Annotated in this window: 34 protein-coding genes; 20 read left to right on the top strand and 14 right to left on the bottom strand. The window is 74.2% G+C overall.

What is annotated here, in order from left to right; translation table 11 throughout:
• Positions 1-189 precede the first annotated feature (189 nt).
• The gene (locus ACZ50K_RS29540; RefSeq protein WP_468908473.1) at positions 190-1,416 is read left to right on the top strand and encodes an ALF repeat-containing protein; all 1,227 of its coding nucleotides are present in this window, start codon (positions 190-192) and stop codon (positions 1,414-1,416) included.
• A gap of 56 nt (positions 1,417-1,472) precedes the next feature.
• On the opposite strand, the gene ACZ50K_RS29535 is transcribed toward ACZ50K_RS29540, so the two are convergent.
• Positions 1,473-2,213 (bottom strand): class I SAM-dependent methyltransferase, encoded by a 741-nt coding sequence (locus ACZ50K_RS29535; RefSeq protein WP_468908471.1) that lies wholly within the window; start codon positions 2,211-2,213, stop codon positions 1,473-1,475.
• Between the two features lie 272 nt (positions 2,214-2,485).
• On the opposite strand from ACZ50K_RS29535, the gene ACZ50K_RS29530 reads away from it, so the two are divergent.
• Both ACZ50K_RS29530 and ACZ50K_RS29525 read left to right on the top strand, forming a co-directional pair.
• Positions 2,486-2,935, top strand: coding sequence for a nitroreductase family deazaflavin-dependent oxidoreductase (locus ACZ50K_RS29530; RefSeq protein WP_468908470.1), 450 nt, complete (start codon positions 2,486-2,488; stop codon positions 2,933-2,935).
• A 43-nt stretch (positions 2,936-2,978) separates the two neighbouring features.
• The gene (locus ACZ50K_RS29525; RefSeq protein ID WP_468908468.1) at positions 2,979-3,719 is read left to right on the top strand and encodes a class I SAM-dependent DNA methyltransferase; all 741 of its coding nucleotides are present in this window, start codon (positions 2,979-2,981) and stop codon (positions 3,717-3,719) included.
• On the opposite strand, the gene ACZ50K_RS29520 is transcribed toward ACZ50K_RS29525, so the two are convergent.
• Positions 3,716-4,777, bottom strand: a complete 1,062-nt coding sequence (locus ACZ50K_RS29520) for an MBL fold metallo-hydrolase (RefSeq protein ID WP_468908466.1) — start codon at positions 4,775-4,777, stop codon at positions 3,716-3,718. The two genes, ACZ50K_RS29525 and ACZ50K_RS29520, sit on opposite strands and share 4 nt — an antisense overlap.
• Here ACZ50K_RS29520 and ACZ50K_RS29515 point away from each other — a divergent pair.
• The gene (locus tag ACZ50K_RS29515) at positions 4,776-5,285 is read left to right on the top strand and encodes a hypothetical protein (RefSeq protein ID WP_468908464.1); all 510 of its coding nucleotides are present in this window, start codon (positions 4,776-4,778) and stop codon (positions 5,283-5,285) included. The genes ACZ50K_RS29520 and ACZ50K_RS29515 overlap by 2 nt on opposite strands.
• Positions 5,286-5,351: 66 nt before the next feature.
• On the opposite strand, the gene ACZ50K_RS29510 is transcribed toward ACZ50K_RS29515, so the two are convergent.
• The 4 genes from ACZ50K_RS29510 to ACZ50K_RS29495 form a co-directional block, all read right to left on the bottom strand.
• The gene (locus tag ACZ50K_RS29510) at positions 5,352-5,732 is read right to left on the bottom strand and encodes a toxin Doc (RefSeq protein WP_468908462.1); all 381 of its coding nucleotides are present in this window, start codon (positions 5,730-5,732) and stop codon (positions 5,352-5,354) included.
• Positions 5,733-5,734: 2 nt separating this feature from the next.
• Entirely contained in the window at positions 5,735-5,974 is a 240-nt protein-coding gene (locus tag ACZ50K_RS29505; protein ID WP_468908460.1) for an antitoxin MazE7, read from the bottom strand.
• 70 nt (positions 5,975-6,044) lie between these two features.
• Positions 6,045-6,482 carry a MarR family transcriptional regulator gene (locus ACZ50K_RS29500; protein ID WP_468908488.1) on the bottom strand — a complete coding sequence of 146 codons (438 nt, stop codon included), beginning with the start codon at positions 6,480-6,482 and terminating at the stop codon, positions 6,045-6,047.
• Positions 6,483-6,520: 38 nt separating this feature from the next.
• Complete coding sequence (locus tag ACZ50K_RS29495) at positions 6,521-7,015, bottom strand: MarR family winged helix-turn-helix transcriptional regulator (RefSeq protein ID WP_468908458.1); 495 nt, start codon at positions 7,013-7,015, stop codon at positions 6,521-6,523.
• A gap of 160 nt (positions 7,016-7,175) precedes the next feature.
• Here ACZ50K_RS29495 and ACZ50K_RS29490 point away from each other — a divergent pair, with 160 nt between their 5' ends.
• The 4 genes from ACZ50K_RS29490 to ACZ50K_RS29475 all read left to right on the top strand — a co-directional run bounded on the left by ACZ50K_RS29490 (position 7,176) and on the right by ACZ50K_RS29475 (position 10,562).
• On the top strand, positions 7,176-7,736 hold the full coding sequence (locus ACZ50K_RS29490; RefSeq protein ID WP_468908456.1) for a DUF2087 domain-containing protein: 561 nt from the start codon (positions 7,176-7,178) through the stop codon (positions 7,734-7,736).
• 73 nt (positions 7,737-7,809) lie between these two features.
• Positions 7,810-8,625: a thioesterase II family protein gene (locus ACZ50K_RS29485; protein WP_468908454.1), complete on the top strand. Its 816-nt coding sequence runs from the start codon at positions 7,810-7,812 to the stop codon at positions 8,623-8,625.
• A 375-nt stretch (positions 8,626-9,000) separates the two neighbouring features.
• Entirely contained in the window at positions 9,001-9,408 is a 408-nt protein-coding gene (locus ACZ50K_RS29480) for a YciI family protein (protein WP_468908452.1), read from the top strand.
• On the top strand, positions 9,405-10,562 hold the full coding sequence (locus ACZ50K_RS29475) for an RNA polymerase sigma factor (protein ID WP_468908450.1): 1,158 nt from the start codon (positions 9,405-9,407) through the stop codon (positions 10,560-10,562). The genes ACZ50K_RS29480 and ACZ50K_RS29475 overlap by 4 nt, the downstream gene beginning before the upstream one ends.
• Here ACZ50K_RS29475 and ACZ50K_RS29470 read toward each other — a convergent pair.
• Positions 10,540-11,358: a DUF4937 domain-containing protein gene (locus tag ACZ50K_RS29470; protein ID WP_468908448.1), complete on the bottom strand. Its 819-nt coding sequence runs from the start codon at positions 11,356-11,358 to the stop codon at positions 10,540-10,542. The genes ACZ50K_RS29475 and ACZ50K_RS29470 overlap by 23 nt on opposite strands.
• Here ACZ50K_RS29470 and ACZ50K_RS29465 point away from each other — a divergent pair.
• From ACZ50K_RS29465 to ACZ50K_RS29455, 3 genes are all read left to right on the top strand, one after another.
• Complete coding sequence (locus ACZ50K_RS29465; protein ID WP_468908446.1) at positions 11,357-13,057, top strand: alpha/beta hydrolase; 1,701 nt, start codon at positions 11,357-11,359, stop codon at positions 13,055-13,057. The genes ACZ50K_RS29470 and ACZ50K_RS29465 overlap by 2 nt on opposite strands.
• Positions 13,058-13,064: 7 nt before the next feature.
• Positions 13,065-13,451, top strand: a complete 387-nt coding sequence (locus tag ACZ50K_RS29460; protein WP_468908444.1) for a hypothetical protein — start codon at positions 13,065-13,067, stop codon at positions 13,449-13,451.
• 140 nt (positions 13,452-13,591) lie between these two features.
• Entirely contained in the window at positions 13,592-14,677 is a 1,086-nt protein-coding gene (locus ACZ50K_RS29455) for a DUF5954 family protein (RefSeq protein WP_468908442.1), read from the top strand.
• 31 nt (positions 14,678-14,708) lie between these two features.
• Here the strand turns inward: ACZ50K_RS29455 and ACZ50K_RS29450 are convergent, their stop codons facing one another.
• From ACZ50K_RS29450 to ACZ50K_RS29425, 6 genes are all read right to left on the bottom strand, one after another.
• Complete coding sequence (locus ACZ50K_RS29450; RefSeq protein ID WP_468908440.1) at positions 14,709-15,479, bottom strand: class I SAM-dependent methyltransferase; 771 nt, start codon at positions 15,477-15,479, stop codon at positions 14,709-14,711.
• A gap of 41 nt (positions 15,480-15,520) precedes the next feature.
• Positions 15,521-15,889, bottom strand: coding sequence for a hypothetical protein (locus ACZ50K_RS29445; RefSeq protein WP_468908438.1), 369 nt, complete (start codon positions 15,887-15,889; stop codon positions 15,521-15,523).
• Between the two features lie 31 nt (positions 15,890-15,920).
• Positions 15,921-16,922, bottom strand: a complete 1,002-nt coding sequence (locus tag ACZ50K_RS29440; protein ID WP_468908436.1) for a virginiamycin B lyase family protein — start codon at positions 16,920-16,922, stop codon at positions 15,921-15,923.
• Between the two features lie 108 nt (positions 16,923-17,030).
• Positions 17,031-17,942, bottom strand: coding sequence for a class I SAM-dependent methyltransferase (locus tag ACZ50K_RS29435; protein ID WP_468908434.1), 912 nt, complete (start codon positions 17,940-17,942; stop codon positions 17,031-17,033).
• Positions 17,943-18,040: 98 nt separating this feature from the next.
• Positions 18,041-18,622 (bottom strand): helix-turn-helix domain-containing protein, encoded by a 582-nt coding sequence (locus ACZ50K_RS29430; RefSeq protein WP_468908433.1) that lies wholly within the window; start codon positions 18,620-18,622, stop codon positions 18,041-18,043.
• A gap of 180 nt (positions 18,623-18,802) precedes the next feature.
• The gene (locus ACZ50K_RS29425; protein WP_468908431.1) at positions 18,803-18,964 is read right to left on the bottom strand and encodes a hypothetical protein; all 162 of its coding nucleotides are present in this window, start codon (positions 18,962-18,964) and stop codon (positions 18,803-18,805) included.
• Between the two features lie 250 nt (positions 18,965-19,214).
• Here ACZ50K_RS29425 and ACZ50K_RS29420 point away from each other — a divergent pair, with 250 nt between their 5' ends.
• The 3 genes from ACZ50K_RS29420 to ACZ50K_RS29410 all read left to right on the top strand — a co-directional run bounded on the left by ACZ50K_RS29420 (position 19,215) and on the right by ACZ50K_RS29410 (position 20,644).
• The gene (locus ACZ50K_RS29420; RefSeq protein WP_468908429.1) at positions 19,215-19,553 is read left to right on the top strand and encodes an avidin-fold protein; all 339 of its coding nucleotides are present in this window, start codon (positions 19,215-19,217) and stop codon (positions 19,551-19,553) included.
• A gap of 175 nt (positions 19,554-19,728) precedes the next feature.
• Positions 19,729-20,256, top strand: coding sequence for an NUDIX hydrolase family protein (locus ACZ50K_RS29415; RefSeq protein ID WP_468908486.1), 528 nt, complete (start codon positions 19,729-19,731; stop codon positions 20,254-20,256).
• 79 nt (positions 20,257-20,335) lie between these two features.
• Complete coding sequence (locus tag ACZ50K_RS29410) at positions 20,336-20,644, top strand: hypothetical protein (RefSeq protein ID WP_468908427.1); 309 nt, start codon at positions 20,336-20,338, stop codon at positions 20,642-20,644.
• A 33-nt stretch (positions 20,645-20,677) separates the two neighbouring features.
• Here the strand turns inward: ACZ50K_RS29410 and ACZ50K_RS29405 are convergent, their stop codons facing one another.
• Entirely contained in the window at positions 20,678-21,031 is a 354-nt protein-coding gene (locus ACZ50K_RS29405) for a hypothetical protein (RefSeq protein ID WP_468908425.1), read from the bottom strand.
• 93 nt (positions 21,032-21,124) lie between these two features.
• Between ACZ50K_RS29405 and ACZ50K_RS29400 the strand changes: the two genes are divergently transcribed.
• The 6 genes from ACZ50K_RS29400 (at position 21,125) to ACZ50K_RS29375 (ending at position 26,843) form a co-directional block, all read left to right on the top strand.
• Complete coding sequence (locus ACZ50K_RS29400) at positions 21,125-22,132, top strand: ABC transporter ATP-binding protein (protein WP_468908423.1); 1,008 nt, start codon at positions 21,125-21,127, stop codon at positions 22,130-22,132.
• Positions 22,126-22,881 (top strand): ABC transporter permease, encoded by a 756-nt coding sequence (locus tag ACZ50K_RS29395; protein WP_468908422.1) that lies wholly within the window; start codon positions 22,126-22,128, stop codon positions 22,879-22,881. The genes ACZ50K_RS29400 and ACZ50K_RS29395 overlap by 7 nt, the downstream gene beginning before the upstream one ends.
• A gap of 4 nt (positions 22,882-22,885) precedes the next feature.
• Entirely contained in the window at positions 22,886-24,160 is a 1,275-nt protein-coding gene (locus tag ACZ50K_RS29390) for a sensor histidine kinase (protein ID WP_468908420.1), read from the top strand.
• The gene (locus ACZ50K_RS29385) at positions 24,157-24,774 is read left to right on the top strand and encodes a response regulator (protein ID WP_468908419.1); all 618 of its coding nucleotides are present in this window, start codon (positions 24,157-24,159) and stop codon (positions 24,772-24,774) included. Before ACZ50K_RS29390 ends, ACZ50K_RS29385 begins: the two co-directional genes overlap by 4 nt.
• Before the next feature lie 40 nt (positions 24,775-24,814).
• Entirely contained in the window at positions 24,815-25,732 is a 918-nt protein-coding gene (bla, locus tag ACZ50K_RS29380) for a class A beta-lactamase (RefSeq protein WP_468908417.1), read from the top strand.
• A gap of 193 nt (positions 25,733-25,925) precedes the next feature.
• Positions 25,926-26,843, top strand: a complete 918-nt coding sequence (locus ACZ50K_RS29375; RefSeq protein ID WP_468908416.1) for a DUF7916 family protein — start codon at positions 25,926-25,928, stop codon at positions 26,841-26,843.
• The last annotated feature ends 60 nt before the right edge of the window (positions 26,844-26,903 follow it).

The following is a 26,903-nucleotide window of genomic DNA, read 5'->3' as shown; positions in this document are numbered from 1 at the left end:
GCCACCCGGCCTACTACCCCACCCCGTATGTGATCTGGCTCCTATGGGACGCCTCACCCCCACCACCCCCCGAACTCACCCAGGGTGAGCGCCCCGGCACGGCCCGAACCGGATGAAGGGCACATACAACCATCGGGTTCGGTGGCGGGTCTGGTGGGCGTGAAGAACGTATCCAGTGAGGTCCTGTCCGTGAAGCTGTCCCGAATCGCCGCCGCGGTCGCCACCGCCGCACTCGCCCCGGCAGTACTGATCGCATCCCCGGCGTTCGCCGCCGGCACGGACCCCTCAGCCGCCCCCACTCCCCCGGTCCCGACCGCGCCCGACCAGACGGCGGACCAGGCCGAGCAGGACCGTCAGACCATCCTCGCGATCATCGCCGACCCGATGGCCAGCGAGGACATGAAGGAGGCGGGCCGCAAGGCCATCGCCGACGGGCCCGCGGCCATGCGCACCTTCATCGAGGTCAGGCAGTACGCGATCCGGCGCGAGGACTACCGCGTCGCGATCAGCCGGCTGGCGGCCGATGCCGGGCGGGGGCTCCTGGACGGCATCAAGGCGATCATGCGCGACGACAAGGCCACCCTGGACCAGCTGCGCCACTTCTACGAGGTCACCCAGCACCAGCTGCGCGACGGGGACAACCGCGTCGCGATCGCCCGGCTGACCAACACCGGCGGCCCCACGGTCCGCGAAGCCGCCGTCGAGGCGCTCAAGGGCACCCCGGCCGACCGCATCGCCTTCCTCAAGGAGGGCCGGTACCTCGCCCAGGCCGAGGACGACCGGGTCGAGCTGGCCCGGATCGACGGGTCCTGGGACGGGGAGAACCTGAGCGAAGCCATCCGGAAGCTGCTCAACGGATCCCCGACCCCGGCCGAACTCCGCCACTTCCTGGAGGTCACCCAGCACCAGCTGCGCGACCAGGACAACCGGATCGCCATCGCCAGGATCATCAACGGCGGCGGCCCCGAGCTGGTCAAGGCCGGCCGTGCCGCGCTGGCGGGCACCCCCGCCGACCGGACCCGCTTCCTGGAGACGGGTCAGCACGAGGCCCGGGCCAAGGACGCGCAGGCGCAGCAGGACAAGGACCGGGAGAAGGACCGGAACGAGGGCCAGGACAAGGGCGAGGACGGGGACTCCGGCCAGGGCACCGGCGACGGCACCGGCACCGGCACCGGCAAGGACTCCGGTGCGGACGGCGACGGCGGCTCGGGCTCCGGCTCCGGGTCCGACGCGGGATCCGGGTCCGACGCGGGGAACACCCGGACGAGCCCGCAGGGCGGCAGCGGCGGGCCCCTGGCCTCCACCGGCGCGGGCGACGACACCGCGCTGATCGCGGGCGGCGCCGGTGTCGCGCTCGTCGGCGGCGCCGGACTCCTGGTCGCGGTGCGGATGCGCCGCTCGGCTCGGGACGCCTGATCGGTACCGCTGCCGCCCCGGGCCCGGGGCGGCAGCGGTCTACCGCGGACCGGCCGTCAGGCCCGGCAGCGCAGCATCTCCAGCGGCGGGTTGGCGTGGAAGTCCGCCCAGAACTCCTCGCCGAACTCGCGCAGCCCGGCCTCCGACACGGTCAGCGGCACCCAGGTCAGCTCGCTGAACCCGGCCGCCCGCAGGCTCTTGTCGTAGACCTCGCGGCGCGGCAGGTTCGCCACGAAGGACACCGGCTGCTCCAGCAGGGCGGTGGTGCGGACCTTGGGCCCGATCTCCACCTCCTCGCCGGTGAGTTCGGTGCGGAAGCCGTACCGCTCCGGGGTCGGCCCGTCGAACCGGTAGTCGGGCGACTGGTTGAGCAGGAAGAACTCGGCGCCCGGCTTCAGGTTCCGGTGCACGTTGCGGCACATCCGTTCCGTGGTGGCGTAGTCCTCCGCGTAGTTCAGCAGCTGGACCGCCAGGCCGATGTCGAAGGGCTGCTCCATCGGGCGGAGTTCGGCCGCGTCGCCGACCTCGTAGCGGATGCCCAGCGGGGCGGCCTGCTCCAACTGCCGCGAAACGGCGATCATTTCGCCGGAGATGTCGATGCCGAGCACCTCGGTGGCCCCGCGCCGCCTGAACTCCCGGCTGTAGAATCCGGTGCCGGAGGCCAGGTCCAGTACCGACTTGCCCCGGACCTCGCCGACCAGCGCCAGGAAGCTGGGGACCACCACGTACTGCTCCAGCGTCAGGGCCTTGAAGCCCTCGTACGCCTCACCGATCTCGTCGTACTGCTGTGCGCTCACCGCACTGTCCTCCCCGTTGACGGACGGCCGCTCCGGCGCCCGGGAACCCGCCCCAGGGGCGCACCGCGACCTCTGGCGGGCAGTCTCCACGAATACCGGCAGGCATCCGCATGGTGGGAAAGCATGAAGATCCAGGCCGGGTCCCAGGTGCCCGTACAGCCCCCGGTCCGGTCCCCGTCGCGCGGAACACAGGCCGTGCCTTCGGACGTTGGGATTCGTTGGGACGTTGACCGAGGATCGTTGACCTTTCAACTCAAGGCAGGGTGAGGCACATGACCACCGACATCGACTGGGACCACCCGAAGGACCCCCGGCCAGGCAGCTGGCAACTGGACCACGTCAAGCTGTACGTGGGATCCGGCGGCACCGAGGGCCAGTTCTGGAACGGCACCCAGACCCTGCTGCTCACCACCGTGGGCCGGGTCTCCGGCGACCCGGTGCGGACCCCGCTCATCTACGGGGAGGACGAGGGCCGCTATCTCCTGGTGGCCTCCAAGGGCGGGGACCCGGCCCATCCGCTCTGGTACCGGAACCTGACGGAGAACCCCGAGGTCCGGATCCAGGTCGGCCCGGAGATCGTCCAGGGCCGGGCCCGGACGGCCACCCCCGCGGAGCGCGCCGCGTACTGGCCGCTGATGGTCAAGCACTGGCCCGCCTACGACGAGTACCAGTCGAAGACGGACCGCGAGATCCCGATCGTGGTCATCGAACCCCTGGCGTAAACGGTTCGACAGCGCCCCTCGGCGCCCGGCAGAGTGGCCGCCCGTGACCAGCAGTGAACTGTGGACCCGCGCGACCGCCGACCGCTACGACGCCGAGGAGGCCGCGATGTCCTCCGCCGACGCCCTCGGACCGACCCTCGCCTTCCTCACCGAACTCGCCGGGGACGGCAGGGCCCTGGAGTTCGCCATCGGCACCGGGCGGGTGGGGGTCCCGCTCCGGGAGCTCGGCGTGCCGGTGGTGGGCATCGAACTGTCCGAGCACATGACTGCGGTGCTGCGGCGCAAGGTCGACGAGGACACCCTCCCGGTGACCGTCGGGGACATGGCCACCACCGTCGTCCCCGGCGGGTTCAGCCTGGTCTACCTGGTGTACAACACGATCACGAACCTGCTCACCCAGGACGAGCAGGTGGAGTGCTTCCGGAACGCCGCACGCCATCTGGAGCCGGGCGGCCGGTTCGTCATCGAGCTGGGCGTGCCACCGCTGCGGTTCCTGCCGCCGGGCCAGGTCGCGGTGCCGTTCGACGTCTCCGAGCGGCATCTGGGCTTCGACACCTTCGACCTCGTCGAACAGGTCCTCGTCTCGCACCACTTCACCCGTGAGGACGAGACCGGCGGCTACCGCCGCGCCGCCTCCCGGCACCGCTACGCCTGGCCGGCCGAGCTCGACCTGATGGCACGGCTGGCCGGACTCGAACGGGAGCGCCGGGTCGCGGACTGGGACGGAACCCCGTTCACCCAGGACTCGCCGAAGCACATCTCCGTCTGGCGCAAGCCGGTCTAGCCCGGGCCCGGCGGGCTGGGCAGGTGCCAGGGGGCGGTGGGGGCGTCGGGGTCCGGGTGGAGGCCCAGTTCCCGGAGCTGGTTGGCCGCCATCATGGCGGTGAACAGCGGGTTCGGGTTGGCTCCGGTCACCCCGAGTTCGGTGAGGGCCTGGGCGATCCGGGCGGTGAAGGCCTCCGGGCGGATCCTGCCGTCTTCCGCCGTTTCGGCGGTGAGGCGCAGGGCCAGCGTCTGGAGGGCGGCGGCCTGTTCCAGCAGCCCGTCCAGATAGGGCACCGCTTCCGCGGCCCGGCGGACGGCGAAGGTGTGGCCGTCGGTGAGGAGCTCCGCGGTGCCCTCCTCGAAGAGGCGGGCGACGGCACCGAGCACGGTCTGGATCTTGAGCTGGTCGGCGTCGGCCATCGCCCCGCAGGGGCCGTTGCCCTCGTCCGAGAGGTGCAGCACCGCGCAGTCGCGCAGGTACACGATCACGTGTCCGGCGCAGTGGCCCTGGCTGCGCAGTACCCGGACGGCCCCGTCGGCGAAGGTCCAGCCGCTGAACCGGAGCGAGCCGAGCCGGATCCGTTCCGGCGGCCTCGTCTCGTACGTCCTGGTCGTCGCGCCGAAGGGGCGCATCGGCCGGAACAGCCCCACCACCTTCCGGGCGACCTCGGCGGGCGGCCCGGACTCCGGGGCCGACCAGGCGATCCGGGTCAAGGCCCGGGTCCAGTAGGCGAGCGGGTCGCGCATCTGGTCGAGGTCGGGGGCGGGGACGTAGTGCTCGACGGGCACGCCCAGCTCGTCGGCCAGATCGTTGTTGGCCACATGGTCGAGATGGCCGTGGGTGGTCAGCAGCAGGGCCCGGGACCAGGGCGCCACCCGGTCGGCGGCCGTCCGCAGGGCCGTGCGGAACTCCTCGGTCACCCCCGTGTCGACGATGACCAGGGTGTCGCCGGTCCGGTGGACGAGGGCGTTGGCCACGTCCGGGCGTCCCGCCGCGAGGTCGAGTTCCCGGCCCCGGACCAGTACGGTCCGGTCGGCGATGTCGACGGGTGAGCCGGGCGCTAGGTTGTCGATCATGACTTCCGGTGCAGCGGGTTTCGTGTCCACTCTGGTCTCCCAGGTCCTGGAGGCGGAACCGGCCGCTCGCGCGGGGGTGCTGGCGCCCCGGCTGAACATCACGTACGCGGCGGCCTTCGCCCTGGGGCACTCCATCTCCCGTTCGCTCGGACCGGCGGAGCGGGAGCGGTACCTCGGGGCGTTCACGGCCGGCTGGACCGGGCTGGTGGCCGAGGAGTGCGTCCGGATCGGGCCGGTCTCGGTGGGTGACGTGATCCCGGAGGGGCCGCGCACCCTGGCGGTCGCGGGATTGTCCGGCCGGGCGGGCCGGGTCGTCTACCGCCTGAAGCCGGACTCCGGCGCCGCCGGAGCCGATGTGCCGGACCCGGCGGACCGGATCGCGGTGCGGCTCATCGACATCGTGGTGGACGGGACCTCCCTCCTGAACACCCGGCAGGCGGCCGTCCGGGAAGCCTTCCGGCGCGGCGGGATCGACGCGCTGGTGGCCTCGCTCGCCGCCCACGGATGACCGGGGACGGGCGCCGCGGCACGACGAGCGGCGGGTGCCGGGTGCCGCCGTATCCATCCTCCCGCGTCAGGCGGGGTGGGGCATGTCGCGGAGGCGGTCGGCGACGTCGTAGACGTTCAGCCGGAGGGCCCGGATGTCGTTGATGAGGGCGCGCCAGGGTTCGAAGGTGGTGGGGACGTCCTGGCCGGAGGCGCGGATGTAGGAGACCGCGATGCCGTAGCCGAAGAACTCGTTCCGGGCGGGCAGCGGGCGCAGCAGCACGATCTGTTCCAGCAGGGCGGCGGCCCGCCAGTACGCGTCGGGGGAGCCGGCCGCCAGGGCGGGGGTGTTGACGCGGTGCCGGGCGATGGCGGCGACCAGACCCGAGTAGTCGAGGACCCCGAGGTCGCGTCCGAGGAGTTCCTCCTGGCGGTCCAGGAGCCAGCGGATGTCGATGTGCAGGGCCAAGGTCAGGCCGCCTGGTGCGCGCTCTTGGGCGGGGCGCCGAACTCGCGGTCGAAGGCGTCCGCGATTCCGGGGACGGCGACCGCTTCGCGGAAGGCGGCGGTGGCGCGGCCCAGGGCCAGCTGGTTCTCCTCCTCCACCGCGAGCTCCGCCAGATAGGCGCGCACGCTCTTGCCGTGCGCGGCCGCGAGGGCGGCGAGGCGGTCCCGGGTCTCGGAGTCGATCTTCACGGTGGTGTCTGCCATGTCTCCGAGTATGCACGCGCACCGACCCCCGCGTATACCCCCGTGCATACCTTTTGGAATACCGGCGTGCTCAGTCGGCGAGCTCGGCCGGTTCGGCGAGCTCGGCCGGTTCGGCGAGGAGGGCGTCGGCGCGCTCGGCGACCTGGGCCAGTACGCGGCCGGCGGCGGCCAGGTCCTCGGCGGGGATTCCGCCCCAGACGCGGGCGGCGAGCGGAGCGGTCTCGGCGCCGACCGCGGCGAGCAGCGCGCGGCCGGTGTCGGTGGGGAGCACGTGCCGGCCGTCGGCCGTGAGGAGCTCGCGGTCGAGCAGTTCACCGAGGGTGGCGCGGACGGTTTCCGGATCGGTTTTCAGGGAGGCCCTGACCTGTTCGGCGAGAGTGTCGGCGGTCGGCGGGGTCTGGGCGGTGACGGCGCCCCGCAGGGCCACCTGCTGCGGGAAGGAGAGGCCGTGGCGGGCCAGAACGCGCTCCAGCAGACCGCGGGCGGCGTAGTGGGCGAGGCCCAGCATCCGGGCGTCGGCGGCGGGCGCGGGGATCGCTTCGGTGGTCACGGTGTTGCCTCCTGTGGTCTCGGGTCGTGCGGTGGGGACGGTGCGAGAGGTGCGTCGAGGAGGGCCTTCAGTTCCTCGGTGAACTCCCGGGTCCTGGGCGCGCCGGGGCCGCCGAGCGGGTCCAGCAGCTGTTCGTGGAGCTCCTGGACCCGTTCGACGGCCTGCCCGGTGACGGTCCTGCCCCGCTCGGTGAGCGCGAGCTGGACGGCGCGGGGGTCGCGGGGGTCGCGGGTGCGTTCGATCAGGCCGGCCGCTTCCAGCGCGCGGGCGAGCTTGGAGACGTAGAGCGCCTCCAGACCGGTGTGGTCGGCGAGTCGGCGCTGGCTGGGCCGCTCTCCGGCGCGCTGCATGCCGTGCAGGGAGGCGACCAGCGAGTACTGGGCGTGGGTGAGGCCCAGCGGTGCCACCGCGCGGTCGACGGCGACCCGCCACTTGTTGGCGAGCCGCCACACCAGGAAGCCGGGCGTGGGCCCCGGGGAAGCGTTGCTCATGGAAGATAAAGTACATGGCTACTATCGCCATGGCTACTGTTTCGGAGGGGTGGTCAGGGGTGGACACCGTGGCAGGGCACCGATATCCGGTTGACGGGTGTCGGTCGGCGCTCGGAACATCAGGGGCCGAGATGAGGAGTGGAGCAGAGTGGGATCCCCGATGAAGCCGGAAACCGTTGTGGCGTTGCTCGCCGAGCCGAGCCGGCTGCGGGTGTTCTCCGCGGTCGTCCTCGGCGCGTCCACCGCGGCCGCCGCTGCCCAGGCGGCCGGGGTCTCCGCGAAGGAGACGGCCCTGGCGCTGCGCCGGCTGCGCTCCGGCGGGCTGGTCTCCGGAACGGACGGGCAACTCGCCGCGCACGCGAGCGACTTCAGCCAGATCGTGCGCGAGGACCGGCCCACGGAGGAGCCCGAGCAGCACGGGTACGCCGACGATCAGGTGGAGTCGCTGCTGCGCACCTTCGTGCGGGACGACCGGCTGCGCCGGCTGCCCTCGCAGTGGGGCCGGCGCCGGATCGTCCTCCAGCACCTGACACACCGCTCGTTCAGCACCGGAACCAGCTACGACGAACGGGCCGTCAACGAGAAGCTCAAGCGCTGGTGCGAGGGCGCGGGCACCGACCATGTGACCGTCCGCCGCTACCTCGTCGACCTGTGCCTGCTGGGGCGGGAGAACGGCCGGTACTGGCTCCGGACGGACATCCAGCCGCCGCTCGCGCCGTAGCCTTCGGTGGCGTGACCTTCGTACGGGACGGCCTTCCCGCGCCCGGGGTCCGCCCTCGACCAGGAGCCGCAGCATGTCCTCCGCACCGCTTCCGCCCGCAGGCCCGATGTCCACCGGCTCGACGTCCGCAGCGTCGATACCCGCGGCCCCGGCGCCCGGGCCCCGCTGGACCGCCCGGATCCGGCCCGCCCGCGCCACCCCGCTGGCGCGTGTGCTGGTCCTGGCCCACTCCGGGTCGGGGCCCAACTCCCTGCTGCCGCTGATGCGCCGGGTGCACGCCGACGCGGAGGTGCTCGGCGTGACCCTGCCCGGCCGGGAGCGCCGGTTCGGGGAGGCGCCGGGCGGGCCGGCCGAGGACATCGACGGCACCCTGGCGGCGGTCCTGGCCGAACTCGACGCCGAACCGCCGCTGCCCACCGTCTACTTCGGGCACAGCATGGGGGCGGCGTTCGCGGCGGCCCTCGCGCTCGCCCGGCCGGACGGCTGCCGGAAGCTGGTCCTCAGCGCCCACGGCAGTGTGGAGTCCCGGACCGTCCGCGCCGAGGACTGGACGGAGCGGGAGCTCCTCGACGTGGTCCGGCTCGGCGACGGAACCCCCGGGGACATCCTCTCCGACCCGGACATCCGGCAGCATCTGCTGGACCTGCTGCGCTGCGACCTGACACTCGGTCACCGGCTGACCGAGCGGATCACCGGCCGGGTGCTGCCGGTGCCGCCCACCGTACTGGGCGGGCGGGAGGACGAACTGGTCCCGCCGGCCGAACTCGACGACTGGGAGCAGAACGGCCCGCTGCGCCGCGTCCTGTTCCCCGGCGGGCACTTCTACCTCCTGGACGAGGAGAACCTCGGCGCGGTGGCCGCCGAGATCACGGCCGGGCTGCTGCCGTAGCGGACCCCTCCCCCGCCGCGTCGCCCACCGCCCGCGGACCCGTGCCCGGGTAAGGTGCCGCCGTGTCCGAGCACCCGCGTGATCTCGTCGGCCACGGAGCCGAGCCGCCGCACGCCGCCTGGCCCGGCGGCGCCCGGGTCGCCGTCAGCCCGGATCCGGGCCCTGGACGGGTTCCTGCGGCACATCGCGCGGCGCCGCGGCGCCCGGGTCGCCACCCGGGAGCAGCTCGCCCGCCACTGGCCGGCCACCCACCCGCCGGGAGCCGCGGAAGATCTTCCGGAAAGTTCCGGCGGGGATGTCGAGAACCCGGGGCCCGCTCCGTCCCAGGGTTGAAGGCGGCCGGAACGGGCCGCATCCGCACCGAGGAGGACCATCATGGCCAAGTACCTGCTGCTCAAGCACTACCGGGGTGCTCCGGCCGCGGTCAACGACGTCCCGATGGACCAGTGGACCCCGGAGGAGATCTCGGCCCACATGCGGTACATGCACGAGTTCGCGGCCCGGCTCGAAGGGACCGGCGAGTTCGTGGACGGGCAGGCCCTCGCCCCCGAGGGGACCTTCGTCCGCTACGACGGCGAGGGGCGGCCGCCGGTCACCGACGGGCCGTTCGCCGAGACCAAGGACCTCATCGCCGGCTGGATGGTGATCGACGTGGACAGCTACGAGCGGGCCCTCGAACTGGCCGGCGAGCTGTCGGCCGCGCCCGGGGCGGGCGGCGAGCCCATCCACGAGTGGCTGGAGCTGCGCCCCTTCCTGAGCGCCCCGCCGACCATCACCGAATGAGCGCCGAGGTGGACGAGGCCCTGCTCAGGGGCCTCACCCCGGGCGTGCTGGGGATCCTCGTCCGCCGCGGAGCGGATTTCGCGGCGGCCGAGGACGCCGTCCAGGACGCCCTGCTGGAGGCGGTCCGCGTCTGGCCGGAGGAACCCCCGAGGGACCCCAGGGGCTGGCTGGTGACGGTGGCCTGGCGCCGGTTCCTGGACGCGGCCCGGGCGGACACCGCCCGGCGCCGCCGGGAGGACCGTCTCGACGGCGAGCCGGCTCCCGGGCCCGCCCCGGCGGTGGACGACACCCTCCGGCTGTACTTCCTGTGCGCCCACCCGTCGCTGAGCCCGTCCTCGGCGGTCGCGCTGACCCTGCGCGCCGTCGGCGGGCTCACCACCCGCCAGATCGCCCGCGCCTACCTGGTGCCCGAGGCGACCATGGCGCAGCGCATCAGCCGGGCCAAGCGCACCGTGTCCGCGGTGCGGTTCGACCGCCCCGGTGATGTCTCCACCGTGCTGCGCGTCCTCTACCTGGTCTTCAACGAGGGCTATTCCGGCGATGTCGACCTGGCCACCGAGGCGATCCGGCTCACCCGGCGGCTCGCGGCCTCGATCGACCATCCGGAGGTGGCGGGGCTGCTCGCGCTGATGCTGCTCCACCATGCCCGGCGGGCGGCCCGGACCGCGCCGGACGGCTCCCTGGTGCCGCTGGCCGAGCAGGACCGCGGCCGGTGGGACACGGCCGCGATCGCGGAGGGCATCGGGATCCTGGGGGCGGCCCTGGCCCGCGACCGGCTGGGCGAGTTCCAGGCGCAGGCCGCGATCGCGGCCCTGCACGCGGACGCGCCGCGGGCCGCGGAGACGGACTGGGTGCAGATCGTGGAGTGGTACGACGAGCTGGTGCGGCTGACGGACAGCCCGGTGGTCCGGCTGAACCGGGCGGTGGCCGTCGGCGAGGCGGACGGTCCGCGCGCGGGACTCGCGGCCCTCGCGGAGCTGGACGCCTCGCTGCCCCGCCACACCGCGGTGGCCGCGTACCTGCACGAGCGGGACGGTGACGCGCGGACGGCGGCCCGGCTGTACGCCGAGGCCGCCCTGAAGGCTCCCGACCTGGCCGAGCGGGATCATCTGACCCGGCGGGCCGCCCGGCTCAACGCCCGCCGGGACCGTTGACCGGCCGGGCCCCGGTGGCGGCCGGCAGCACCCGCCAGTCCGGTTCCAGGGGGACGAGGTGGCCGGTGGTGCGGTAGAGGTCCGCCTCCAGGCCCGCCCGGGCGAGGCGGCGCGGGAGGTGCCCGGAGACGTAGCGTTCATGGGCCTCGGGGCCGGACCACAGGGTGGTGACCAGACAGCGCAGCTCGCCGAGGCGGGTCACCGCGCCGGCCAGCATCCCGCCCGCCGAGGCCATGCCGGGCGCCCACAGTTCGCGCTGCACGGCCATGAAGTGGGTCTCCCGGCCGGGCCGCAGCCGGCAGTCGGCGGCTCTGAGCAGGGTGGCGGCTTCGAGGGCTCCCGGCAGGTCGGGGGCGTCCCCGGTCAGCTCCAGGACGGCCTGGCCGGCGGCCGCCTCGACGACGGTGTGGCCGTGCCCCTGGCCGGTCTGGGCGAGCACCCGGTCATGGCGTTCGGCCATGAAGCGTTCGTAGGCGGGCCCGTCGTTCCACAGCCCCAGCACATGGGCGCGCCCGGTGGCCCGGTCCCAGCCGCCGATCTGCCCGATCAGGCCGGGCTGGTCGGAGATCGCCGCCCAGGCCCGCTGCCCGGCGGAGAACCGGGCCCGGGTGCCGGCCGGCACGGTGCATCCGATCCACGTCCCCCACACGCTGGCTCCCCCCGGACGGCACGTTCCGACCCCCCGATCATCACCCGGGCGGCCGCGCGGGCCCAGTCCCCTCGTCCTGCCCGCGGCCGGAACCGGTGCTTGGGTGGGCGGCGGTTCCCGCACCCACCGGCCGGAGGACGCCCCCATGCCGACCCGCTCCCAGACCTGCCCCCAGGCCTGTCCGCAGACCGGTCCGCAGCCACTCGCGCGGCCCGGCCGGCGGCCGCGTTCCGCCGGTGCCCGCAGGCCGCGGAGGGCCCGGGCGGCCGGCCTCGCGGCGGTCCTGCTCGCCGCACTCCTCGCCGCCGTACCCGGTCCGGCGGGGGCGGCATCCGTCGGCGGGGCCCGGCCCGAGCTGTCCTGGAGCCCCTGCCCGGGCGCCCGGGACGGGTTCGAGTGCGCGACCCTGCTGGTGCCGCTGGACCACCGGCGGCCCGCCGGACCCGCGCTCTCCCTCGCCGTCACCCGGCGGCCCGCGGCCGACCCGGCCCGCCGCACCGGTGTCCTGGTGCTGCACCCCGGCGGCCCCGGGAACTCCGGGGTGGACTTCGCCCGCGGCAGCCACCGGGCGCTGCCCGCGAGACTGCGCGAGGCCTTCGACCTCGTCGGCTACGACATGCGCGGTGTGGCGCGAACCGGTCGGGTCGAGTGCTGGGACGACGCCGCGTACACGGCCGCCGTCGACACCGCCCGCGGCACCCCCGGGCCGGACGCGCTGCGGGTGTCCGTCCGGCAGGGCCGGGAGTTCGCCGAGGCCTGCCGGGCGCGTTCCGGCGGCCTCCTGCCGTACGTCGGCACCGACTCCAACGCCCGGGACCTGGACCTGCTGCGCCGGGCCCTCGGCGAGGAGTCCCTGTCCTTCTACGGGCGTTCCTTCGGCAGCTACGTCGGCACCGTCTACGCCGCCCGGTTCCCCCGGCGGGTCCGCGCCATGGTCCTGGACGGGGCCTACGACCCGTACCGCTACGCGGACCGCCCCTACTCCTACGACGCGGCGCAGTTCCGGGCCCTGGACGCGGCGGTCGGCCGGTTCTTCGACTGGTGCGCGCGGAACACCACCGCCTGCGGGTTCGGCGCGGGCCGGCCCCGGGAGGCCTTCGACCGGCTCAAGCGGTCCCTGGACGCCGAACCGTTCACCGGGCCCGGCGGGCGCCCGGCCACCGGCTACACCCTCGCCTACCGGCTGATGTTCGCCATCAACGCGGGCAAGGAGGCCTGGGCCTACCTGGGCGAGGCCCTGGAGGCGGCCCGGACGGGCCGGAGCTCCTTCCTGCTGTCCCCGCCCTCCCCCGCCTCCTTCGACTTCCTGACCGCCAACACGGCCGTGGAGTGCGCCGACCGCGCCTACCCGGCCGACCCGTCCCTCCTGACGGCCTCGGTAGCCGCCGGGGCGGCCGCGAACCCGCTGCTCGGACCGCCGATCGGACTCGGGCCGCCCGCCTACGACCACAACCACGGCCCCGCCTGCGCCCCGTGGCCGGCCGAGCGCCCGAGCCGTTTCGAGGGCTCCTACCGGGCGGCGGGCTCCGCCCCGATCCTGGTCCTGGGGACCACCGAGGACCCGGACACCCCCTACGAGGACGCGGTGGCCCTCGCGGGCACGCTGGAGAACGGCCGGCTGCTGACCTTCGCCGCCGAGGGGCACACGGCGTACAACCGGAGTGCCTGTGCGAGCGCGCTGGCCACCGACTACCTGGCCACGCTGGCGCTGCCCGCCCCGGGCACCGTCTGCGCGGACGAGGCGCCCCCGGAGCCCGTCGGCCTGCGCCGTACCCCGCTCGTGGCGGACGAGACCCGCGAGGTGATCCCCACCCTCCGCCGAGCCGGACTCCGGCTCCTGACATGATCCGGCCATGGAAGAGACGAACTGGCCCGGATTCCACCGGCAACTGGTCCTGGCACTCGCACTGCTCGCCGCGCCCGCCGCCGAGCAGTGGGACTGGACCGGGAGGTACGCGGTCCCGGTGGACGAGATCGCGCTCACCTTCGACGACGCCGCGCGCATGGCCCCGCAGCTCGCGGACGAGGGATTCCTCGGGGACGAGGTGCTGGCCGGGCTGGCCCGGATCGACGAGCTGTTCTGCCGGATGGCCGAGGACGGGGACACGGAGGTGTGGACGGAGGAGGCCCTCCGCTCCGGCCCGGGGTGGGGGGCGGTTCGGCAGGAGGCCGGCCGGGTCCTCGCCCTGACCCCCGACGGGCTGGAGCCCGGACTGCCGGACATCGAGGTGATCCGCTGATCCCTCCCGGCTCCCGAGCGCCACGGCCGCGTTCCCGCGTTCCCGGTCCGGGCGTCGGTTATCGGCCTCAACTCCCCCGCCGCAGGCCGCGGGTGGGCGAAACAGGGGCGGGTTCGCGGCCCGGTCGGCAGGATGGGGTCATGGATCGTGGAGATGCGGGACGCGGCCGGAGGCGACGGATCGTCGTACGGGTGCCGGTGGAGCCGGTGGAGGCCGCGGTGGAGGCCGACGCGGTCGACGCGGCGGCACGGGCGGGTGAACTGGTGGTCCGCGGCCCGGTGTTCGGGGTGGCGGCACGGCGTGCCGGAGACGGGCAGCCGTGGCTGACGGTGATCTCGGTGACCTCGGGCTGTCCGCAGCAGGCCCGGGACACCCTGAACTCGCTGCTGTGGTTCCGTGCGAAGGAGCAGCCCGTGAGCCGCTCCGAGCGGCGCGCCCTGCTGGCGGCGGTCGCCCGGCTGGAGACCGAGCGGGTGGACCGGCTGGACGTGGACGGCACCCACTACCGGGTGGTCCGCGGCGAGGAGTACGCGGGCGTCGGCGCGGGCGGGATGGAGGGCCCGCGCCCGACCGACCCGGAACCGCTGGTCCCGGACTGGTCCCGGACCTCGAAGGGGCCGGACATCGACGACGGGCTGCTGCTCGATCCGGACGCGCCCCTGACCCCGGCACAGGCCCGGGAGCGGCTGGCGATGCGCGATCTGGCGTACTCCGGCGACCGGTTCCCGGACGATGTGCGCGCCGAGGCGCTGCGGGCCCTGGACACCCATCCCGATGTGCTGCTGCTGCCGCCGACGTTCACCGTGGTGGAGCGGACCGGGACCGGCTGGGAGCCGGTCACCGGTCCGCAGGCCACCCCGCACGCGGCCCGCGCGGCCCTGGACTTCGCCCTGACCTGGGCGTGGCCCCGGATGCGCGGGCTGATCCCGCTGGACGCGGGCCCCGAGTCGGACGCCCGGTCCTGGCGGGAGGCGGGCGGGGCGGCGGAGGGCCCGCCGGATCCGGAGCTCGCCCCGTACGCGGCGGCTTCCGACCGGCTGCGGGTGGGCCGGGTGGACCGGCTGGAGTTCGAGGGGGTCGTGTACCAGGTGGCCCGCACCCGGCGGCTGCTGCGCTGGGGGGCGGACGGGCCGGAGTGCCCGCGGCCCTCGGACGTGAACACCCAGGAGCCCACCCGGATCCATCTGCCGCTGGACGAGGACGGCCAGGTGATCCCCCGGAACTGAGCCCGCAAGGAGCCCAGGCTCCCGAGCTTCCTCAGGGGGCGGCGGAGGACCGGCGGGCGAGGTGGACGGTGAGGTCCGCGCTGATCTCGACCGTCTCCGGCAGGGCCGTCCGGATCCGGTCGAAGGCCTCCGCACGGATCCGGTCGGGCAGCGTCAGATAGGCGGAGACGGTGGAGAGCTGGCCGAGGTAGTCGGCGGCGGTGAGCGTGAACCGCCGTTCGATCGGCGTCTGGCGGACGTCGGTGAACCACTCGGAGCGCAGGAGTTCGGTGCCCGGCCACTGCATCGGTTCCTCCGGGGACGTGCCGTCCGGGGAGGGGACCTCGTCGCTCTCCAGGAACGGTGCCCGGGCCTCGCGGACGGCCTCCGCCACGGCCGGGTCGGCCAGATGCAGCGGCCCGCCGAAGGAGGCGAAGACCCCGTCCGGCTCCAGCAGTGCGGCCACCTTCGGCCAGCGGCCGTCCGGGGCCGTCCAGTGGAGCGCGGCCGCCGCGTAGACCAGCCCGTACGTCCGGCCGGGCCGCAGGTCCTCGAAGGCGGCCCGCCGGGTGCGGACGGTCGCCGGCACGTGCTTGCGGAGCTCGGCGAGCATGTCCGCGTCCGGTTCGGTCGCGGTGACCTCGACCCCGCGCCCGGCGAACAGCCGGGTCGCCTTGCCGGTCCCGGCGCCGATCTCCAGGGCGGTCCGCGGCGGACCGCCCGCGTACCGGGCCACCAGGTCGAAGAGTTCCGGGGGATAGCCCGGCCGGAACCGTTCGTAGGTTTCCGCGATCGTTCCGAAGCTGAGTGCGCGACCGGTCATACCGGCCATCCTGGCACGCGCCGGGCCGCCGCCGCCCCGCGCTAGTCGGGGCGGCCGTACTCCGCCGCGTACTCCTCCAGCGGCTGCCGGGGGGCCGCGAACCAGGCGCTGGAGACGGCGGCCGGCATCGGCGCGTGGCCCTGGGCGGACGGGGTGGTGCGCTGCGGGGCGAGCGCGGAGCGGAGGTGTCCGGCGGTGCGTTCGGCGACGGCGCGCAGCGGGCCGTCCTCGGACTGGCAGGCCGTGGCCTCCAGCAGGACGAGCGCGGCCTGGAGGACGGCCGCCTGGACGGGGACCGTGGCCAGTCCCAGCAGGGCGGCCTCGGCCTGCTGGACGGGGTCCGCGGGCCCCTGGGGGATGAGCTGGGCGACACCGCGGCCGAGGCCCCGGTCACGTGGAGGAGCAGTCATCCCCCCAGTCTTCCGGCCTGGTACGGATGGCTCAACGTGCCTCGCCGGGACGTGCGGTGGTCGGCGGGAAGGCGAGGCCGGTGGGGGTGTTGAGGCCGGTGGAGGGCAGGGTGGTCTGGGTGCCGTCGGCGAGACGGATCCGCAGGACGCGGTCGTTGAAGCCGTCGGCCACGTAGAGGTCGCCGTGCCGGTCGAGGGCGAGGCCGAGGGGGCTGCTCAGGCCGGTGGTGGGCACGGTGGTCTGGGTGCCGGTGGCGGCGGAGATCCGCACCACCCGGTTGTTGCCGCTGTCGGAGACGTAGAGGTCGCCGGCCCCGTCCAGGGCCAGTCCGGTGGGCTGGGAGAGTCCGGTGGTGGGGACGGTCGTCTGACCGCCGCCGTCCGCGGGCACCTTCACCACCCGGTCGTTGACGAAGTCGGAGACGTAGAGGTCGCCGTCGGGTTCCAGGGCGAGGCCCCAGGGGTGCAGCAGACCGCTGGTGGGGACGGTGGTCTGGCCGCCGCCGTCGGCGGGCACCTTGACCACCCGGTCGTTGAAGCTGTCGGCGATGAAGAGGTCGCCGGCCCCGTCGACGGCGAGCCCCAGGGGGCGGGAGAGTCCCTCGGTGGGGACGGTGGTCTGTCCGCTGCCGTCGGCGGCGGAACGCAGCACCCGGTTGTTGCCGGTGTCGGAGACGTACAGCCGGCCGGCCCGGTCCCAGGCGAGGCCGGTCGGACGGAGCAGGCCGTCCAGCGGGAGCGTGTGCTGTCCGCCGTCCTCTTCGTCGGGCAGGGTGACCACGCGGTTGTCGCCGTAGTCGGAGACGTAGAGCGGCGGGACGGTGTGCGGGCGTACGTCGTCGGGCTGGGCCGCGCCCACCGGGCCGGCGGGCAGCGCGCAGAGGAGCAGCAGTCCGGCCAGGGCGCCGAGGCGGCGGGAGATCCGGTGCGCGGCCCCGGGCCGGGGCCGGGGCCGGGTGCGGGTGCGGGTATAGGTCCCGGTCCGGGCCGGGGGCTCGGGTGCGGAGGATTCGGACCTGCTGCTGCGTGCCACGACTCACCTGCCTGTTCCGGAAGGGCCGGCCGTGGGGCGTGCCGGGCTGGTCCCGCCGACCCTAGGCCGTCCCCTGCGGATCTCGCCGGACCCACGCCGTCGGCCGGATCAGGCCCGGCGGGCGGCCCAGACGCTCCGCTCGGTGCGGACCGCGAGGTCGCTCCGGCGCAGGATGCTCCGCGGGCCCTCGGTGTCGAGCAGTGCGTCGAGGGCGTGGAGGTCCTCGGCGGTCAGGGTGTCGGCGGCGCCGCCGCGCAGTCGCCGCAAGCTGCTGAGCGCGTACCGGCCGACCGCCGCCGTGCCGTCCGTACCGGCCGGGTCGCCCGTACCGGCAGGACCGCCCGAGCCGTCGATGTCCACGGTCACCGTGCGCTCGGCCTCCACGGTGAAGCCGGCGGCGGTCAGTTTGGTCCCCCAGTCGGCGCCGCGGTGCGGCAGGTGTTCGGCGTGGTGGTGCGCGAGCGCGGCGTGGGCGCGCTCTTCCAGGCCCGGGCGTTCCTCGGGGGCGGTCGGGGGCAGGAAGCGCGGGAAGCCGGCCAGCTCGACGACGGCGAGGAGGCCGCCGGGTGCGAGCAGCTCGTGGACCTGGCGCAGGGTGCGGTCGGGGTCGGCCATGTGGTGCAGGGAGGCGGAGGCCCAGACGAGCTCGGGGCGGCCCGGGGCGGATCCGCCGGACGGGCCCGGCTCGGGCCAGTCAGCGTCGAGATCGGCGGACACGGTGTGGACCCGGTCGGCCAGACCGAGGGCCTCGGCCTTCTCCCGGAGCCGGTCCAGATGGGCGGCCGAGCTGTCCACGGCGGTCACCCGGGCCCCGGGGAAGCGTTCCAGCAGGGCGAAGGTGCCGGCTCCGGTGCCGGATCCGAGGTCCACGATGTGGCGCGGGGGCGTGGCGAGGGGCAGCCATGCGGTGATGGACCGGGTGTGCTCGGCGAGCACCTCCGCGTCCAGGTCGAGGAGCTCGGCCTGATCGTGGCTGTGCGAGGGGTGAGGGGTGTGCGCGGCGTGCGGGGTGTGGGTCATGTCGGCCACGCTAGACAGGCCGTGCCGTTCCGGCATCATGATTCCCTGTCTGCGCAAACAGATGGTCCGCCGGGATGCCGGCGGCGCAATACCGGGGGTCAGTCCTCCTCCTCTCCCCGCTGGTGACCGCGGCGGGCGTCCCGGTCGAAGATCCCGAGGAGCTCGCAGGGCCCGCCCTCGGCCCCGATGGCGTGCGGGAGCATCGTGGGGAACTCCACCGCCTGGTTGGTCTCCACCCGGACGCGCCGGTTCCCCAGGAGCAGCACGGCGGTGCCGGACAGGACGACGAGCCATTCGCGGCCCGGATGGGCGCGCATCCGCGAGGGGCTGTCGGGCGGCGGGTTGGTGAGCCGCTGGCGGACCACGCTCATGCCGGGCTCCGCCTTCATCGTCCACCGCATCCGCCCGTGGGCCGCGTCGATCACCGGATTGGTGACGATGTCGCCGGAGGCGGTCTCGACCAGCTGGTCCAATGAGGTGTCCAGTGCCTTGCCGATGGCGACCAGCTGGTCCAGGGCCAGCCGGCGTCCGCCGTTCTCGATCCGGCTGAGGGTGGACTGGCTGATGTGGGCGCGGGCCGCCAGATCGGCCAGGGACCAGCCCTGGGCCAGCCGCAGGGCCCTGATCCGTTTGCGCACCAGGCTGTCGAGCTCTTCGTCGTCTTGCGTCACGGGCACCATGGTATGCGTCGACCGCAAGTATTGTTCGCCACCGCGAACAGCGGGAAGTACGGCGTTCCCCCCGTGGGGAGCCGGGAGGAACGCCGGCCCGGGATGGTCCGGTGGCGTCACCGTAGACCTGGCACCCGGCCCCGCGATAGGCATATGACAGAGGTAGTTCCGGACATTCCGGCGGGGGCCTCAGTGGGCCGCGGCTCCGAATTCCGCATGCTGGGTGTGGAAGGCGTACTCGGCGTCGTCCGCCGAGTCCGGTGCGGAGAAGGTGATCCGCCGCGCCTCCGCCCGGGCCGCGGCGATGAGCAGCTCGAACTCCTCGTCGGTCATCTCCGCCGTCCCGTCCATCCCGGCCACCTCCTCCCGCACTTCCCCTTCGTGAACGATTCGCGGCCGAGGACCCGCCGGATGGGCCGAGCCCTCGGACCGAACGGTCGGGCCCACCGGACGGGAGCCGCCCGGACCCGGTGCGCCGGGACCTCCTAGGGTGGCCCGGACGGTTCCCGCCGTTCCCGCCGTTCCCACCGGTCCCACTGTTCCCGCGGGGCCGACCGGCCACAGTCCCGGGTCCTGGCGCCGGGCTCCAGGAGGTATCCCCATGGCACGCTCGATCGACGGTCTCGTCCTCGCCCCCGTGGCCGACCAGGCGGCGGGCCAGGTCGGCCTGCAGACCCGGTTCACCTACCACGAGCGGGACGGGCAGGTCTGGGCCGAGTACTCCGGCGGGGACGTGGTCCGGGGGCACCTGGTCGGCACCCGGGCGGACGACACCCTCGACTTCCGCTACGTCCAGCTCCGCACCGACGGGACGACGGCCTCCGGCCACTGCGTCTCCCTGGTGGTCGAACTCCCCGACGGCCGCGTCCGCCTGGAGGAGACCTGGACCTGGGAGTCACGGGAGGGCAGCGGCACCAGCCGGGTGGAGTCCCTGATCTGATCTGACCTGACCCGGCCCGACCTGGCCGGTCAACGGCGCGTTCCGGCAGGCGAGGTGACGGATCCGGGCGGGCGGTCGGCGTGTTCCATCGGGGCGTTGGGCGCGGGCTGCCCCTACGATGCCCGGATGCGCACGCATCGCGGCTCCCGGAAAGTATGATCAAGCAATGTCTGACATGACCGAAACCACGCCCGGCTGGCTGAGCACCGATGAGCTGGAAATGGCCAGGGCCCGGATGCCGATCCTGTACGTCGAGGCCGTGCCCGTACGAGTGGACGACAGCGGCGAAGTCACCAGCGTCGGGCTGCTGCTGCGCATCGGTCCGGACGGAACGGTCAGCCGGACCCTGGTGTCCGGCCGCGTCCTGCACCACGAGCGGGTGCGCGACGCGCTGCTGCGCCACCTGGAGAAGGACCTCGGACCGGTGGCCCTGCCCAGGGTCCCGGCCTCGCTGCAGCCGTTCACCGTCGCCGAGTACTTCCCCACCGCCGGGGTCACCTCGTACCACGATCCGCGCCAGCACGCGGTGTCCCTCGCCTACATCGTCCCGGTGGCCGGCGACTGCCGTCCCCGCCAAGACGCCCTGGACCTGGTCTGGTTCAGCCCCCAGGAGGCGGCCTCCGTCGCCGTGCAGAGCGAGATGGCGGGCGGCCACGGGGTCCTGCTGAGGCAGGCGCTGGCGCACGCCGGCCACGTGTACTGAGATCCCGGACAGCGGGCACCAGCGCAGTGGCGGCCGGAAACGGCCCCGGACCGGACCACGGACGGAGGGCGCAGCACCCATGAGTCAGGGAATCGCACCGGAGGACGAAGCGCCCCACGAGCCGCTCCCCGGCGAGCGGGCCGCGCGCGACCTGGTACGCCGGCGGGCCACCGGCATGGCGCACCACGAGGCCTCCGAGGCGCTGGAGGCCGCCGAAGAGGCCGCGGGCGACCTGGACTCGGCGGACGGGCGGACCCGCGCGGAAGTTGCGGAGTGGCGGCGCATCACCGAGCTCCTCCTCGACCACGGCGGCCCCTACTCACCGGACACCGACGCCTACGCGCAGGGGCAGCTCACCGCCCGGCGGCAGCGGTCCGCCCCCCGCTGACCGAAGCCGGGCGAGGGGCGGGTCCCGCCGGGCTCAGGTGAGGGGCGCCGGGGCGGGCGTCCCGTAGAAGGTGATGGGCGCCCAGCCGCGGGATTCCGCGAGTTCGGTGAGGGCCTCGGCGATGTCGATGGCCGGGACGTCGTTGGTGGCCGGGGCGTCCATCCTGGCCACGCTGAAGGTGACCAGCAGTTCCCCGCCCACACCGGGCACGTGGGTGCGGCCCTTGAACTGGGTCCCCGGCGGGAACGAGACCGACTGGTTCGACTGGGTCGACTGGGTCGACTGCGACGCCTGGGCGGCCGACGCCGCCTGGGCGCTGATGTCCGCCGCGGCGGCCGGGCCGGTGCCGGCGGCGGTGAGTGCCGCTCCGGCCGCGGCCGTCCGCAACCGTCCGTCAGGCCTCCGGCATGACATCCGTCATACGGCACCCACGACGGCCGACACTGCCGCCCGGGACCCCGTGACGGGGAACCTTGAGCCATGAAGACGACCACCGCGGCACACGCCCCGCGGCCCGCCCCCGGTAACGGCACCCACACCCACACCGACCCCTCCCCCACCACCGGCACCACCGGCACCGGCGCGGTGGTGAGCTTCGAGAACGTCACCAAGAGCTACGGGGCGGTCCGGGCGGTCGACGGGCTCTCCCTCTCCCTCTACCCGGGGGAGACCGTCGCGCTCCTCGGCCCCAACGGCGCCGGGAAGTCCTCCACCCTCGACCTCCTGCTGGGCCTGCGCCCCGCCGACAGCGGTTCCGTCCGGCTGTTCGGCACCAGCCCGCGCGAGGCCGTCACGAGCGGCCGGGTGGGCGCGATGCTACAGAGCGGCGGCCTGATGGAGGACGTGACCGTACGCGAACTCGTGGCGCTCGGCTGCGCCCTGCACCCGTGGCCCCGGCCGGTGGAGGAGGTGCTGGACCGGGCCGGGATCGCCGGGATCGCCGGACGCATGGTCAACAAGCTCTCCGGCGGCCAGGAGCAGCGGGTCCGCTTCGCCCTCGCCACCGCAGGCCACTGCGATCTGATCGTGCTCGACGAGCCGACCACCGGCATGGACGTGACCTCCCGCCAGGCCTTCTGGGCCACCATGCGCGAGCAGGCCGCCCAGGGCCGCACCGTGCTGTTCGCCACCCACTACCTGGAGGAGGCGGACGCCATCGCCGACCGGGTGCTGGTCCTCAACCAGGGCAGGCTGCTGGCGGACGGCACCGCCGCCGAGATCAAGGCCCGGGCCGGCGCCCGCAGGATCGCCTTCGACCTCGACGCGGACTCCGACCACCTGGCCTTCGGGGAGCGGGCGCTGCGCGCCCTCCCCCACCTCACGGCCTTCGAGCGGCACGGCACCACCGTCCGTTTGCGGTCCGCCGACGCGGACGAGACCGTCCACGCCCTGTACGCGCTCGGGGTCCGCCCCCGCAACCTGGAGGTCGCGGGCCTCGGCCTGGAACAGGCCTTCATCGCCCTCACCCAGGAGGCCTCCGCATGCTGAACCGTTCCTCCCTGGCCCTCGTGCGGCTGGAGATCACCCGGTCCCTGCGCAACAAGAAGTACCTGTTCTTCACCGTGCTCTATCCGGCCGCCCTCTTCCTGATGCTCGGCGGCACCCTGGACGGCACCACCAAGGTGATGGGCACCGAACTGACCATGCCCGCCTTCTACATGGTCGCGATGGCCTCGTTCGGCGCCCTCACCGCCGTGCTGATGGGCAACGGCGAGCGGATAGCCAAGGAGCGGGAGAAGGGCTGGGTGCGCCAGCTGCGGCTGACCGCGCTGCCGGGGCGCGGCTACGTCCTCGCCAAGACCGCCAGCGCGGGGGTGCTGTCGCTGCCCGCCATCCTGGTGGTGTTCGCGGTGGCCGCGGGAGTGAAGGACGTACGTTTCGAGGCCTGGCAGTGGTTCGCCCTCACCGGTGCGATCTGGTCGGGCAGCCTGGTCTTCGCGGCGCTGGGCGTGGCCATCGGCTATCTGGCGAGCGGGGACACCGCGCGTCCGCTGACGATGCTCGTCTACTTCGGTCTGTCCATCCTCGGCGGCCTGTGGATGCCCACCGCCAACTTCCCGCAGTGGTTGCAGACCGTGGCGGGCTGGCTGCCCACCCACGCCTACGCGGGTCTGGGCCAGGCGATCGAGCTGGGCGGCGCGCCGCACGCCAAGGACGTGGCACTGCTGCTCGGTTACTTCGTACTGTTCACCGGTGCCGCCGCCTGGCTGTACCGCAAGGACTCACTGAAGGCGTGAACCCGTGGCGCTGACGCAGGAAGACCGGGACCGGGGCTTCCCCGGGGTCGGCAGAACGCCCGAGAACCGCCGCCAGAAGGTGGTGAAGGGGCTGTGGATCAGCGTCTGGCTGTTCTATCTGAGTGCCCCCGTCACCGACCTGGTCAGCGGCGGGCACAGCACCGGGGCCCGGGTCCTGGGCGGCCTGGGGCTGCTGGCCTTCGTCGGCTGGTACCTGCTGCTGGTCTTCCGGACCGCCGAGCAGACGGCGGTGCGCCGGGTGCTGTTCTCGGTGGCGGTGCTGGCCGCGCAGGCGACGGTCCTGTCACTGTGCCTGGGCCGCGAATGGCTGGTGCTGTTCGTGTACGTGGCGATCGCCTCGGGGGCCGCGCTGCCGCCGCGGATCTCCCGCTGGACCGTCCCCGGCACCACCGCCCTGCTGGCGGTCACGGCCGCCGCGGTCCCGCGCGGGACCGCGTATCTGGCGGGGCTGCTGATCCCGGCGCTGATGGGCGGATTCGCGATGATCGGCATCCGGGCCATGATCCGGACCACGTTGGAGCTGCGGGAGGCGCGGGCCACGGTGGCGCAGCTGGCGGCCAACGAGGAGCGGCTGCGGATGGCCCGGGACCTGCACGACCTGCTCGGGCACTCGCTGTCGCTGATCACCCTGAAGAGCGAGCTGGCCGGACGGATGCTGCCGGCCGACCCGGAGGCCGCCGCCCGGCAGGTGGCGGACATCGAGCAGGTCAGCCGGCAGGCGCTGGTGGACGTGCGGGAGGCCGTCAGCGGATACCGCAGGCCCACCCTGCCCGGCGAACTCGCGGGCGCCCGTACGGCGTTGGCGGCGGCGGGCATCGTCGGCGACCTGGCGGGCACCTCCGACGAGATCTTCGAGGGGCTTGCGGAGGGGCTCACGGAGGAAGCCGAATCGGCCCTGGCCTGGTGTCTGCGCGAGGCCGTCACCAATGTGGTCCGGCACAGCGGCGCCAAACGGTGCACGGTGACCCTGACCGACCGGCAGACACTGGCGGGACGCTACGCGGAACTGACCGTGACGGACGACGGGGGCGGCGGCCGCACCGCCGCCGCCATGGGGGTGGACCTGGGTGTGGACCTGGGTGTGGAGCTGGGCATCGGTACCGGCCCCGGCGCGGGCGGTCCGGCCGAGCGCGGCAACGGGCTCACCGGACTGACGGAACGCCTGGAGGCGGTCGGCGGGAGCCTGTCGGCGGGTCCGGCCCCGGGCCGGACCGGCTTCCGGCTGGTCGCCCGGGTCCCCCTAGGATCTTCCTCATGAGCGCACGCCCGATCCGGGTCCTCCTGGCGGAGGACCAGTCCATGGTCCGCGAAGCCCTGGCCGCGCTGCTCGGCCTGGAGCCGGACATCGAGGTACGGGCGCAGGTGGCGCGCGGCGACGAGGTGGTGGCGGCGGCCCGGGCGCACGAGGTGGACGTGGCCCTGCTGGACATCGAGATGCCCGGTTTGACGGGCATCGAGGCCGCGGCGGAGCTGCGGGCCGAGCTCCCGGCCGTCCGCGTGGTCGTCCTGACCACCTTCGGCCGGCCCGGCTATCTGCGGGGCGCGATGGAGGCGGGCGCCTCGGCGTTCCTGGTGAAGGACGCGCCGGCGGCCCAGCTGGCGGAGGCGGTCCGCAAGGTCCTGGCGGGCGAGCGGGTCATCGACCCGACACTCGCGGCGGCCGCCCTCGCCGAGGGGGCGAACCCGCTGACGGACCGGGAGCGGGAGGTCCTGCGGGCGGCCGAGTTCGGGGCCACCAACGCGGAACTGGCGGCCTCGCTGCACCTCTCCCCCGGCACGGTCCGCAACTACCTGTCGACGGCGATCCAGAAGCTGGCGGCCCGCAACCGCGCGGAGGCGGTGGCCACGGCCCGCGCCAAGGGCTGGCTCTGACCCCGACCGTGCAACGATCCGTACGACCCGAGGAGACACCATGACCACACCCCCGACGGGTTCCCGACGGGCCGTGCTGGCCGCGGGGACCGGGGCCGCCCTGGCCTCGTTACTGCCGGCCGGCACCGCCCGCGCCGCCGCCCCCGACCGCCCCCGGGGCGGCCTCGGCGGGCAACTGACCGCACTGGAGGCGGAGTACGGGGCGCGCCTGGGCGTGTACGCGTACGACACGGGCACCGGCCGCACCATCCGCCACCGTGCCGACGAGGCCTTCCCCCAATGTTCGCTGTTCAAGACCGTGGCGGCCGCGGCCGTCCTGCGCGACCTCGATCACGACGGGAGCTTCCTGGCCCGGCGGATCCACTACACGGCCCAGGACGTGGAGCGGGCGGGCGGCGGCTCGATCACCGGACTCCCGGAGAACATCGCCGGCGGTCTGACGGTGGACCAGCTCTGCTCCGCCGCCATCGCCCAGAGCGACAACACGGCCGGGAACCTGCTGCTCCGCGAGCTGGGCGGGCCCACGGCGATCACGGCCTTCTGCCGTTCCGCCGGCGACCGCCGGACCCGCCTGGACCGGTGGGAACCGGAGCTCAACTCGGCCGAACCCGGCCGGCTGACCGACACCACCAGCCCGCGCGCCATCGGACTGACGTACGCGCGCCTGGTCCTGGGGGACGCGCTGGAACCCGGCGACCGGCGGCGGCTCACCCGATGGCTGCTCGCCAACACCACCAGCGACCGGCGGCTGCGCGCGGGCCTGCCGCGCGACTGGGCGGTCGCGGACAAGACCGGCGCCGGATCGTACGGGACCAACAACAACACGGGCATCGCCTGGCCGCCCGGGCGCCCGCCCCTGGTCCTGTCCGTCCTCAGCACCATGCCGGAGGAGTCGGCCACCCGGGACGACAACCTGATCCGCCGCACGGCCGCCCTCCTGGCGAACGCCCTGACCTGACCTGATCGGATGCGGCCCCGACCCCGCCCCGGCCGGTCCGCCCGGGGCGGGGTCGGGGTCGGGGTCGGGGTCGGGGTCGCCTAGCCTGTTACCGCCGGGCCCGGCGGTTCCGGCGAAGCCGGGACCAAGGACTCCCCGGCGGGGGCCCGACGGCGGCCCGGGAGCGGCCTCCCGGGCACCTAGGGTCGAAGGCATGACCACGCAGCGCATCCTCGACCTCGACCGCGACGCCCTCGCCGCCCTGCGCGGCCGTGAGCTGACCCGTGCGGTGGCCGCCGCCGAAGGCCGCACCATGGTGGCCGAGGTGTTCGCCGAGCGGGCGGCACTGTCCCCGCACCCGGACGGCCGCGGCATCCACAACGCCGAGCTGGTGGCGGCCTTCGGCGCCGACCTGGTGATCCTCAACCTCATCGAACGGGCCTGGGACGGGGAACGCCTGGTCATGCCCGGTCTCGGCACCTTCACCTCCTTCACCGACCTGGCGCGGCTGATCGGCCGCCCGGTGGGTGTGAACCTGGAGCCCGGCGACGTACCGGAGATCCGCCGCGCCACCCCGCTGAACGCCCGGCGGCTGACCGACATGGGGGCCGCCATGCTGTGCATCACGGCCAACCCCGGCACGGGCGGGACGTACGACGGGATGGCGCGGGTCACCGAGGAGCTGCGGGCGGGCCTGGGGGACGACGCGGCCCTGTGGTCGGGCAAGATGCACCACGCCGGCTGCCCCGAGCGGCTCACCCCCGCCCGGCTCACCGCCCTGGTCGACGCCGGGGCGGACGGCGTGGTCGCCCCGCTGCCCGGCACCCTGCCCGGGGTGACCCGGGAGCTGGCCGCCGCCGCGGTCGCCGCCGTCCAGGAGGCGGGCGCGATCGTCATGGGGGCCATCGGCACCAGCCAGGAGGGCTCGCACGCCGACGTGGTCCCGCAACTCGCCCTGAACGCGAAGGAGGCGGGCTTCGACGCCCACCACTTCGGCGACTCCTACATCCCCGGCATGTGCGACCCGGAGCTCATGTACGCCTACTCGGTGGCGATCCGCGGCCGACGGCACACCTGGAACCGCATGTCGTCCACCCCGGGCCGGTCAGCGTACGCACCCGACTGCGGATGATCGAGGGGAAACAAGTGGCCGCAAAAATCTGACAGCAGGACGAATATTCGACGCATGAGT

The organism is Streptomyces sp. NPDC033845, assembly GCF_055576225.1.
The sequence above is the reverse complement of the archived record's forward strand: the minus strand, read 5'-3'. Positions and strand labels throughout refer to the sequence as shown.